At 52.4% G+C, this 11,559-nt stretch carries 8 protein-coding genes; 3 read left to right on the top strand and 5 right to left on the bottom strand.

What is annotated here, in order from left to right; all coding sequences use genetic code 11:
* Both rpsP and ffh read right to left on the bottom strand, forming a co-directional pair.
* Nucleotides 1–730, bottom strand: a 730-nt coding sequence (gene rpsP / locus ACESLU_RS00490) for a 30S ribosomal protein S16 (protein ID WP_372633602.1), incomplete at its 3' end; no start/stop codon positions are given.
* Nucleotides 731–929: 199 nt separating this feature from the next.
* Entirely contained in the window at nucleotides 930–2,282 is a 1,353-nt protein-coding gene (ffh, locus tag ACESLU_RS00485; RefSeq protein ID WP_372633599.1) for a signal recognition particle protein, read from the bottom strand.
* Between the two features lie 598 nt (nucleotides 2,283–2,880).
* On the opposite strand from ffh, the gene ACESLU_RS00480 reads away from it, so the two are divergent.
* Nucleotides 2,881–3,729, top strand: coding sequence for an enoyl-ACP reductase (locus tag ACESLU_RS00480; protein WP_372633596.1), 849 nt, complete (start codon nucleotides 2,881–2,883; stop codon nucleotides 3,727–3,729).
* Between the two features lie 28 nt (nucleotides 3,730–3,757).
* Here the strand turns inward: ACESLU_RS00480 and ACESLU_RS00475 are convergent, their stop codons facing one another.
* The 3 genes from ACESLU_RS00475 to mutS form a co-directional block, all read right to left on the bottom strand.
* Nucleotides 3,758–5,734, bottom strand: a complete 1,977-nt coding sequence (locus ACESLU_RS00475; RefSeq protein ID WP_372633593.1) for a DEAD/DEAH box helicase — start codon at nucleotides 5,732–5,734, stop codon at nucleotides 3,758–3,760.
* Nucleotides 5,735–5,935: 201 nt separating this feature from the next.
* Nucleotides 5,936–6,829 carry a GntR family transcriptional regulator gene (locus tag ACESLU_RS00470; RefSeq protein ID WP_372633590.1) on the bottom strand — a complete coding sequence of 298 codons (894 nt, stop codon included), beginning with the start codon at nucleotides 6,827–6,829 and terminating at the stop codon, nucleotides 5,936–5,938.
* 234 nt (nucleotides 6,830–7,063) lie between these two features.
* Complete coding sequence (gene mutS / locus ACESLU_RS00465) at nucleotides 7,064–9,754, bottom strand: DNA mismatch repair protein MutS (protein WP_372633588.1); 2,691 nt, start codon at nucleotides 9,752–9,754, stop codon at nucleotides 7,064–7,066.
* Nucleotides 9,755–9,963: 209 nt separating this feature from the next.
* Between mutS and ACESLU_RS00460 the strand changes: the two genes are divergently transcribed.
* Both ACESLU_RS00460 and ACESLU_RS00455 read left to right on the top strand, forming a co-directional pair.
* The gene (locus tag ACESLU_RS00460) at nucleotides 9,964–10,881 is read left to right on the top strand and encodes a YihY/virulence factor BrkB family protein (RefSeq protein WP_372633586.1); all 918 of its coding nucleotides are present in this window, start codon (nucleotides 9,964–9,966) and stop codon (nucleotides 10,879–10,881) included.
* A gap of 36 nt (nucleotides 10,882–10,917) precedes the next feature.
* Nucleotides 10,918–11,526, top strand: a complete 609-nt coding sequence (locus ACESLU_RS00455) for a DNA-3-methyladenine glycosylase (RefSeq protein ID WP_372633583.1) — start codon at nucleotides 10,918–10,920, stop codon at nucleotides 11,524–11,526.
* Nucleotides 11,527–11,559 lie beyond the last annotated feature (33 nt).

Here is an 11,559-nt window from a genome sequence, read left to right as displayed (position 1 = left end):
AGTCTGACGCTGATGCTTCTTCACCTGAAGATTTTTCTTCCTGGGCCTCTTCTTCCTCCCGGGCGTCAGCTGCAGGCTCCTGCTCTTCGGTGTCCTCCTTTTCTTCTGCTACATCCGCCGAAATCGCTTCATGGTCTTCCTCTTTCTCGTCGTCCCCGGAATCCTGCTGCGCTTCGACTTCCGCTTCTTGTTCGATCTCTTCATCACCGGCATCTGTATCTTCTGCATCCGCATCCACATCCTCAGCCTGCGCTTCCTGAGGTTCTTCCGCTTCCTCTTCATCGGAAACCTCTACCTCTTCTTCATCCGCTTTTTCCTGCTCGGCTTCTTCCGCAGCAAGGGCTTTTTGCTTGGCCTTTTCCCGGGCCGCCTCTTCCGCCTTTTTCTTAAGCTGCTTCTGAAACTCTTTTTCCTCGGCTTCGAGCAGGGCCTGCTGGCGTTCCTTGCGCGTCGGGACTTTCTTTTCCTTGGCTTCACGCTTTTCACGCCATTCTGTTAGGGCTTCTTCAATCTCTTCTTCCGATTTACCCCATCGCACCAGGTGCATTTCGTACATGATCCCCTGGTTCTTAAAGATGGACCGAACGGTATCCGAAGGCTGGGCCCCCTGCTTTAACCAGTAAAGAGCGCGTTCCCGGTTCAATTCAAGCTGATTTTTGGGTGTGATGTTATCAAAACGACCTAAGTCTTCAATGATCCTGCCATCTCTGGGTTTACGGCTGTCGGCCACTACGATATGATGGATCGGTCGTTTCTTTCGACCTCTACGTTGTAATCTAATTCTTAACAATGGATTATCTCCTTAATTATAACTTTAATTTTGCGTTGATTTCTATAGAGGATATTGTCGGAATCTTGCGCAATACAAGTGCGTTAGCAAAGATGCCGGACTGGGCTAAACAGCACGCGGCATCCGATCTCATATTTTTTTATCTGCCAAAGGGTAATTTGTTTTTCATGCCTTTCATACCCTGCATCATTTGGCCCATCTTGCCCATGCCGGAAAATGATTTCATCATCTTCTTCATCTGTTTAAACTGCTTGAGCAGGTCATTGATGTCAGAAACGCGGGTCCCCGAACCTTTGGCAATACGTCGTTTTCGGGTGGCGTTGAGAATATCCGGGTTGTGTTTTTCTTCCGGAGTCATAGAGCAGATGATGGCCTCGATAGGCTTAAAGGAATCGTCGTCGATATCGGCGTCCTGCAACGCCTGTCCGGCTCCCGGAATCATGCCAACCAGATCCGAGAGATCGCCCATTTTCTTCACTTGCTGCAGCTGCTCGTAAAAGTCCTCCAGATCAAAGCTGTCGGACTTTATTTTTTTCTGCAGCTCCTGTGCTTCTTGTTCGTCAAACTCTTTCTGGGCTTTCTCGACGAGCGAAACCACATCTCCCATGCCCAGGATGCGCTGCGACATCCGGTCCGGATAGAAGGGAGAAAGGGCATCCAGCTTTTCGCCGGTGCTCACAAATTTAATCGGCTTCTGGACCACCGTCTTAATAGACAGGGCGGCCCCGCCGCGGGTGTCGCCGTCAAGCTTGGTCAGTACGACGCCATCGTAATTGATAGTCTCGTTAAATTCTTTGGCTGTATTCACCGCATCCTGTCCCGTCATGGAATCGACGATAAACAGGGTCTCATCGGGTTGAACCGCCTCTTTAATCTCGGCAACCTCATTCATCATCTTCTCGTCCACGTGCATTCGTCCCGCCGTGTCAATAATGACGGTATCGAGGGCCAGGCTTTTGGCCATGGAAACGGCTTCTTTGGCTACGCGGACCGCATCTTTCTGTCCGATGGAATACACCGGCACATCGATGCTGTCGGCCAGCGTCTTCAGCTGGTTGATGGCAGCGGGACGATAAACATCGGCTGCCGCCAGGATGGGGCTTCGGTTGTTTTCCTGTTTCAGGTACCGGGCCAGCTTGGCGCTGAAGGTCGTTTTACCGGAACCTTGCAGGCCGGCAATCAGTATGACCGTCGGAGGGGTGTCTGCAACGGCAATGTCAACGCGTTCCTGCCCGAGTATCCCGGTCAGTTCGTCATGGACAACCTTCGTAAACTGTTGTCCCGGGTTGACGGCCGTCAGCACATCTTCGCCCATGGCGCGTTCCTTGATATCGTTCGTGAACTGTTTGGCAACTTCGTAGTTCACGTCGGCATCCAGCAGCGCTCGGCGTATCTCCCGGACCGTCTCGGCAATGTTGACATCCGTAATCTTAGATTCCCCCTTCAGCGACTGGAAGGCCTTATCTAATTTTGACGAGAGATCTTGAAACATGGGTGTTCGTGGATTCTAAATGATTTCAGTTTGCGCGATGCTTGTAATGAAAATAGGTACGGACACAAAGTCTCGCAAAATAAGGACAATGACGGCTATTATCAACAGGATATATATTTTAAAGCATACAAGGTTAATGGCAGAGAGTATTATCATATCGTCCGACCGCTGATTTTACGGTTGGACCGGTCACAATCGGTGGAAGTACTAACGGAGGGCCCGCCTGCGCGAAACTAAATCGGCAAACATATGGCAAGATACTGCGGCATCGGCAGGCAAAGCCAGCCACACCCGCGCTTAAAGCTTCGGTAAACAGATCGCTTTATAGGTTTTCCAAAAGGCTTCGTATCGTCAGAAGCTTTTTGGAAAACCGGGGGTTTTGTTCAATACCAAAGCCTGAGCGATTTCAAAAACACCGTGGATATATAGTATACAGACGATATATGAGGATCTTGAAATCACGAAAATACAGGGATTGGACAAAAAGCGATTTTGTAAGGCTCTCGATAAATTAAAACCCTTTTCGGATTTGATAATAAACTTTTGTTATTTTCGTAGGCGTAAACTAATTGAAAGAAATGACTGAGGTATCAGACTTATGGCGGATGGACAAGGATATGGCTTGTTAAAAGGAAAAAAGGGGCTCATCTTCGGCGCACTGAACGAGCAGAGCATTGCGTGGCGCATTGCGCTGGCCTGCAAGCGGGAGGGGGCGGAGTTTTCCCTGTCGAATGCGCCTGTGGCCCTTCGTTTCGGAGAGCTGGATGAGCTGTCGGAACAGACCGGGGCGGAAGTCTTTTCCTGTGACGTTACCAAGGAAGAAGATATTGAAGAGCTGATGCAACAGGTGAAAGGGGAACACGGGAATATCGATTTCATCCTTCACGCCATCGGCATGTCGCCGAATGTTCGCAAGAGCGAGAGCTATCAGAAGCTAAATTACAACTGGATGCAGCAGACCCTTGACATCTCCGCCATTTCCCTGCACAAGGTTATTCGCTATGCGGATGAGGCCGGAATATTAAATGACGGGGGCAGTATTGTGGCCCTCTCCTATATCGGAGCACAGCGGATCTTTTCCAAATACAGCGATATGAACGACGCCAAGGCGCTGCTGGAGAGCGTGGCCCGGAATTACGGGAGCCGTCTCGCAGACCGGGGCATCCGCGTCAACACGATATCGCAGGCGCCGACCAAAACATCGGCCGGGAAGGGCATTAAAGGATTTGACGGGATGTATACCTTCGCCGATAAACTGGCGCCCATGGGCAATCCGTCGGCCGACGAATGTGCGGATTATTGTGTCACGCTGTTCTCGGACCTGACGCGCAAAGTTACGATGCAGAACCTCTATCACGATGGCGGTTTTGTCAATGCCGGTATCGACGAAGAGATGATCAGTGACCTGGCGAAATTATACGGGGAGGGAGAGAGCGAGGAAGAGTGAGGGGGGCACGCATGTCGAACCCCTCTCGTTACTGCCCGGTTTTCTGAAATCTTCTCAGCAGTTCGCCCAGGAATTTATTGGCATACACTTTGTTGATATGATCCATATCCGCCAGGATGACGAGCCGGTTTTTGCTCCGTGAAAGCGCCACGTTGAGCAGGCGCGGCACCGCCAGCCCGTTTTTTTCCTCATCAAAGGGGCGCACCGAGTAATGCCGCCGCCGGCCGTACGAGTTCTCACCGCTCATGACGGTATCAAAAATGATCACCTTCTTTTCCCGTCCCTGGAAGGTGTGGATTGTTCCCACTTCCACGATATCCAGTCCCTGGTCGTACAGCTCGCCCCGGATATCGTAAACAGTGCTTCGAAAAGGCACAATGATACCGATTTCTTCCATCGGCACATGGTTTTGGAGAATCAGGCGCTTCAGTATCCGGGTCAGGATAACGTTGTGGACCTCATTTACGGGACTGAATCCCCGTCCCTCGTCTTTCTGGGTCAGCTCCGGTCCGTATTTTTGGCTGTCAATCACATTGACGGTAGGCGCCGGGGTTGCTGCGGGGGCAGGAGTCTCTCCCCTCTCGTTGCCGGGCGCGGCCGTCTTCAGCCGGTCCTCATAGAACACCGAACTCAAAACCTCCGCCAGGTCTTTATTCAGCCGGTATTGCGTGTCAAAAAAGGTAGTCAGCGGCCGATTCCGGTCGTGCCAGGCAAAAAGTTCTTCCGTGCTCTCCGCTTTGGAGGCATAAGTAAAAATATCCTCTTCCAGGAACTGGCGAGCCTCCCTCTCGTCTGTAATGGCAATGGGGGGCAACTGCATGGGATCGCCCACCAAAACAATATGGTCCCCGGCCATGGCCGCCACCACCATCAGGTACGGCAGGTTGGCCATCGACGCCTCGTCGATGACGACGGCATCAAATTCCTGCCCGTCAAAGAGGTCGGAAGTGCACACTTTGGCCAGGGTCGTTGCCACCAGCCGCATCTCCTCCAGCTCCCTGCGTTCATTGACGGAAATGAGGCGGTCAACTTTTTCCTCGAGTGCCGCCTCGCCGCCGTGCTCGTCGAGTCGTTCGCCCAGCCTGGCGATCTCGTCATCCAGCTCCTCCGGCACCGATTCCCCGTGATCCATCAGGTTGTCGATCTCTTTTTGGAGTTTCTGGTATTTTCCAAGCAGGTTGGAGAGGTCCGCGGCCTTCCGTTCCTGCTCCTTCGCTTTTTTCTCAATATGCCGGTCGAACAGCACCGTTTCCAGCCGCTCGCTGTCCAGCGCCATTTCTCCGAAACGCGCCGCTTTTTTTTCAAGGTGTTCTTTTTCTACCGCCGTCAGGGCCTCCAGCGCACTTAGCAGTCCCACATCCACCGCCCGGTTGGTATTCGCCGCAAAGAGCACCCGTTTTCCCTTGATCAGGTAGTTGGCAATCATAAAGCCGAGGGTGGAGGTCTTGCCCGTGCCCGGGGGACCCCAGACATACAGTACCTTGTTTTGAAGGGCTTTCAGCAGTGATTCGTGCTGGGCGTCGTTTCTCCTGCTGTCGTCGAGTACGCGCGTGTTTGGGTCCTTGCTGTGGTGTCGTGCGGCGTCGGGGTAAAACAGGCGTCCTATCCGTTCTCGCATCTGCTGGTCGTCCGTATCCAGTATCCTTTGAAGTTCGGTGCGGAGCCGGCGCAGGATAAAATCATTCTCCCACTCCAGGGTTACCTTTGGAAGCGAGTGGCCGAAATTATGGGGAAAATGCAGGATCGCCTTTTCGTCGGAAATTTCTACCGGGTAAAGCTCGAACTCTTTCTCATACCCTTCCATTTCGGCGCGGATGATTTCCGCAAAACGGAGAGAGGTATTTTTTGATTCAAACTCGTAATAGAACACCCCCGGCGGGTGATGGTCTGACAGCACGCCATCAAACAGAACCTCCTGGGCCGGCTTTTCGCGCACCGCCTCTATCTCGGCGTTGACCGCCTCCAGCGCCCGCTCGATGAGTTTTTTTACTTTTTTGTCAGACAATGGATTGCTGGTTATTGATTATCAGTTAGTAGAAGTTTTTCGGACTTTGTATGAAGATCTGCGGTTTGGTCTCGTTACAACCACCCAAGTCCGACAGATACCCGGCTTGGGGGTTTGATGGTTCCAACAGGCCGTCAACCCCCTAAAATGGCAGCTTCGCCATTCCTGATTCTCCATTCGTAATTCCTGATTCTCAATTCTCTACTGGTCCCAAAGCTCAGCCCGGATGGTGTCGGCGCTCTTCGGGGAAATTTGATATTCCAGCTTAATGCGACGGCGGTCCGGAATTTTCTGTTCCACCAGCTTGGCGCTCTGTGCCGTATAAAGGATGAGATCAGCCTCCCGGACGAAAAGCGGCAGGGATTTCCCGTAGGTTGCTCCCGCCACAAACGACCCGCCGAATTTAATGCTCACTTTTAATTCATTAATGATTTTGGGAATGGTCTGGTCGTCCGCGGTCACCAATCCGATGGTTTCAATAGCGGCGCGATCCACAATGGAGAGCAGCGTATCGGGATTGATACTGTAGACGATCGGCAGCAGCCGGCCCTTTTCGGCGTATTCGCGAAACTTGTTTACCAGCTGTATGGGCACGAAAAGAGCGTCGTAGTTGACCGTCTTGTTGTACTGGTTCGCATTCAGCACGCGGCTTCGTACGCCCACTTCCCGCTGAATGGCATCGGCTATCATCTTGCCCAGCTCATCCGTTTCGCCAATGCTGGCACAGCTTTCGATCCGGTCGGGCCAGTCCATAAAGCTCAGCTGCTCCTGGAAGAGTTCATCCAGTTCCGACTCATCAAGGCCATAGCCGATGAGCTCTTCCAGGAGTTTGCTCATCTTTTCAGCGCCCACCTCCAGCCGGTCGGCTTTATCCAGGTTGGTATTCTGCCGTTCCACGATAAAGCCTTTGCCGCGCTCGCCGCGGATGAGCCCTTCGTCCGCCAAAATGTGATACGCCTTGCGCACCGTATGAAAGCTCGACTCCAGCTGCTGTCCCAACTGGCGTGTGGAGGGCAGCGTTTCGCCCACCTGGAACTGCTTGGTGGCGATCATCAGCCGGATCCGGTCGGCAATATATTTGGCGGAGGTTTTCACTTATTTTCTAACGCGTATTCTATGAGGTTCAATCAGCAGTAACTTGCCTGAAGAATGATCTCGAGGCGGATGATTTAAAAAGTAGTTATTCAAGGGCTCAAGAATTAGATCCGTGACTTCCGGCCTATGGTTACCCTGTAATGCAATAATGCCATGATACTGATGAGGCGGATACCAATATATGTAAAATTTCAGTTTCTTTTTTAAAGCAACAATCCCAATTTACAAGGCCTTCTACTTCCTCTTATCCACCAGCTTCTTCAACTCAGAGACCAGCATCAGCGATTCGATGGGCGTCATGCGGTTGGGGTCGGAAGCCTCCAGTTTGTCAATCAGCACCTCGATGTTGGGGTCGATCTGGGTTTGGAACAGCGACGGCTGGGTAATCTGTTCCTGCTTTTCCATCTCCCGGGCGGCTTTTTTGACCGCCCGTTTCTTTTTCTTGGCGCCTTCCTCGAGGGTACCGTTGCGGTCGGTGACATCCAGGCTGTGACTCTCGAGATTCCCGAGGATCTCTTTGGCTCGTTCGATGACGATGGAGGGCAGGCCCGCCATATCGGCCACCTGGATGCCATAGCTGTGGTCGGCGCCGCCGCGGACCAGCTTGCGCAGAAAGATGACTTTGTCGTCATGTTCCTTGACCGACACATTGTAATTGACGATATGGTCGTACATGTTCTCCAGTTCGTTCAGCTCGTGGTAGTGGGTGGCGAAGAGCGTTTTGGCGGCTACGGAGGGCTGGTTGTGCAGGTATTCGGCCAGCGACCAGGCGATACTGAGTCCGTCGAATGTGCTGGTGCCGCGGCCCACTTCATCCAGCAGAATCAGTGAGTTGCGGGTGGCGTTATTCAGGATATTGGCCGCTTCGTTCATCTCCACCAGGAAGGTGCTCTCGCCCGCCGCCAGGTTGTCGGAAGCCCCCACGCGGGTAAAGATCTTGTCCACCAGCCCGATGTGGGCCTGCTCGGCCGGCACAAAACAGCCGATTTGCGCGAGCAGCACGATAAGCCCGGTCTGGCGCAGGATGATGCTCTTACCCGCCATGTTGGGACCCGTAACAATTAGAATTTGTTCATCTTCATTCTCCAGGTGGATGTCGTTCGGGATAAAAGGCTCGCCGGGCGGGAGGGTCTTTTCCACCACGGGGTGCCGGCCTTTGGTGATATCGATCACCTGGTCGTCGGCGATGGCGGGCTTGCAGTAGTTGTTGCGGTAAGCGAGCTCGGCGAAACTCTGCAGGCAATCGAGTTCGGCCAGGGCCTGGGCAATCTGTTGCACCTCTTCGGCAAAGTCCGCCACATACAGGCGCAGCTCTTCGAACAGCTCGTATTCGAGGGTTTTGCTGCGCTCTTCGGAGGAGAGGATTTTCTCCTCGACCTCCTTCAGCTCGGGAGTGATGTAACGCTCGGAATTCACCAGGGTCTGTTTGCGGATGAAATGATCCGGCACTTTCTCGGTATGGGTGTTGGTAACCTCGATATAGTAGCCGTAGACCTTGTTGTATCCAATTTTAAGCGAGTTGATACCGGTTTCGGCGGCCAGTTCATCTTTAATTTCGCTGATGTAATTTTTGCCGTTGCGGGCGATATCGCGCAGCTCGTCCAGCTCCTTGTTAAACCCGTCTTCAAAAATGCCGCCGTCGCGCACGCTGGCCGGCGGATCCTCCACAATAGCCTTTCCAATTCGTTCCTGCACTTCCACCAACAGTTTCAGTCGATCCAGGATATCATCCAGCAGAGGCTCTTCGAGCTGGTTAAACTGCATTTTAATGCGGGGAACCTGGGCCAGCGACCGTTTCAGCTTCTCGAGGTCGCGGGCATTGGCGCGTCCCACGCAGATCCGGGAAATAAGCCGTTCAAGATCGCCCACCTGTCCCAGTTCCCCGCGCAGTTGTTCCCGGACGTCGTGGTTCACGTGCAGCGCCTCCACCGCATTCAGCCGGTCCCGGATCGGGCGCATTCGCTTGAGGGGACGCATGATCCACTTGCGCAGCAGGCGTCCGCCCATAGCCGTGGCCGTATCGTCAAGAATAGAGATGAGTGTACCCTCGCTTTGTCCCTCTTGTATGGTTGTCGTAAGCTCCAGGTTGCGCTTCGTCGAGCCGTCCAGCGCCATATACTCATGGTTCTCGAAAGACTGCAGCCGCTTAATATGTCCCAGTGACGCTTTCTGGGTCTCCTGCAGGTAGTGCATCAGTGCGCCGGCCGCCGTGTGAGCGACTTCCTGTTTTTCCACGCCAAAGCCTTTCAGCGAATGTGTCTCGAAATGGTCGGTCAGGAGGTTATAGCCGTAATCGCCCTCGTACACCCAGTCTTCAATGAATGTGAGATTGTAGTCCAGCAGTTCTTCGGGGACGTTGTTCTTCAAATTCTGGGGCAGCAATAACTCGGAGGGGGTCACCGACTGCAGCAGATCGCTGAGCTGCTGCCTGGTGATCTGGCTGAGTGCAAATTCGCCCGTTGACACATCAGAGAAAGCCACGCCGGCCGTTTTTCCCTCCCAGTAGATGGCGGCGGCATAGTTATTTCGCTTGTGCTCCAGCAATTTTTCGGACATTGTAACGCCGGGCGTCGTAATCTCCGTCACTTGTCGGGAGACGATCTTGCGTCCCGCTTTTTTCGCGTCGGATGGATTTTCAACCTGTTCGCAAACCGCTACCCGGTGGCCCTTTTTCACCAGCTTCGGCAGGTAGGTATCCAGGGCGTGATAGGGGAAACCGGCCAGGGGCGTCTGGTCGCTGCCGTTGTTGCGCTTGGTTAGCGTGATGCCGAGCTCTTCGCTTACCAGCTCGGCGTCGCCGGCAAATGTTTCATAAAAGTCGCCCACCCGAAACAGCAGAATCGCCCCCTTGTGCTCCTCCTTGATATCGTGATACTGGCGCATCAGCGGGGTTAACTCTTTTTTCTTTTTCTTTGTGGAACTCATCAGTGATTCTGGGTTAAATACGTTGTGTATTTGTTTCAGTCAAAGGTATGAAATTGACGGTTCTTTAAGAAACGTCCGTCTTACGGTGTACACTTTAAAAACAGCAATCGAGCATGAGAAATCAATTATAAATCCGGCCTTTCCCGGAAGCGTAATTTAAGTTAGCATTAAGAGCAATCAGCAGTTATCTTTTACCTATTTACTAACTTATGAGAAACACAGTGCAGAAGTACAAGAATTTCTGGCGGATCATCGTACGGCTGGTGAAAAAGAAAGACATTTTTTTTAATGCGTCCGCCATCACGTTTAACCTGTTTATTTGCGCGATTCCCTTTACACTGCTGATGATCTCTATCATAGGTTATGTGCTCACCTATGACGAAGCGTTCAATGAAATTCTTCGTTATGGACGCGAGCTGTTTCCCAGCTTTACCTACGAGTCAGAATCGGGGGATGTGTACCGGGGAGCCGTGACCCTGGAAACACTGCTTAATCCGCTGATCGGAGCGCGGCAGATTTTTGGGATTATGGGGACCATCATCCTGGTCTTCTTTTCACAGGGGTTATTCCACACGCTAAAGCACGTCGTTTTTGATATCTTTGATATTATAGATCGCCGTCATCCCCTGTTAGAAATGGTCTACAACTTCTTTACCTTCGGGTTGGTGGGCAGCGTTTTTTTGTTTTTCAGCCTCATCATTTCTCTCGTATCGCTGGTATCCGTCAATGAGCTGCCGCTGCCTTTTACGGATATGGTATTTGAGCTGGGTTGGCTGTATGAATTGCTTAACCTGGTTATCCCCGTTTTATTTACCTTTTTCCTGTTTTATATCATCTTCCGCTATATCACGGAAAAGCGGATGCAGCCAAAAGTGGCCCTGCTCGCCGCTCTCATCTATACCATACTATTCGAGCTGGCGAAATTCGGGGTAGGCTGGTACCTGGGATACGCCCTTCATGCCTACCGCTATTTTTATCAGGGATATACGATTCTGGTTATCATTGGCGTATGGGCATTCTATTCTGCAGCCCTCTTTGTATTTAGCACAATTATCGCCCGGGCTTACCAGCAGGTTTTTGTGGAGGATCAATCTATTCCGCGGAACCCGTATACCATTATTTCATAGCTTTCATTCATTACACAATAAGATTAAAAAGGACATATGTCAGCCCGCAAACTTCCCCTTTCATTCTACCGGCAGCCTGATGTTGTCCGGCTCAGCCGGCAGTTGGTGGGGATGGTATTGTGCACCCAAACAGGAGATGCTCCGGTTACAAGCGGACGTATTACCGAAACGGAAGCCTATTCCGGTCGCAACGACAAAGCCTCTCACGCTTACGGCGGCCGCCGGACGCAGCGTACGGAAACCATGTACCGGGCCGGAGGTGTCGGGTATGTATACCTGTGTTACGGTATTCATCACCTGTTTAATGTTGTGACAAATACCGAAAACAAGGCAGATGCGGTACTGATCCGTGCAATTGAGCCGTTGGAAGGCCGGGAAATTATGCTGCAGCGGAGAGGGGCCGAACAAATTTCCCCTTCCCTGACGGCTGGACCCGGCCGACTGAGCCGCGCTTTAAATATAACAACCGCCTTTGATGGGATTGATCTGACCGGAAATACCATCTGGATTGAAGACCGGGGCCGGTCGCCTGCCGATGACGAGATGGTGGCTGCACCCCGTATCGGGGTCGATTATGCCGGTGAGGATGCCGGCCTTCCCCGGCGATTTTATGTGCGTGGAAATCGCTGGGTTAGCGCAAAATAAAAAGGCCCACCCCAGTGGATGAGCCTTCAGAAG

Source organism: Fodinibius sp., assembly GCF_041642155.1.
In the GTDB taxonomy this organism is placed as follows: Bacteria; Bacteroidota; Rhodothermia; order Balneolales; family Balneolaceae; genus Fodinibius.
Note: the sequence above shows the minus strand (reverse complement) of the source record. Positions and strands in the feature narration are given on the sequence as shown.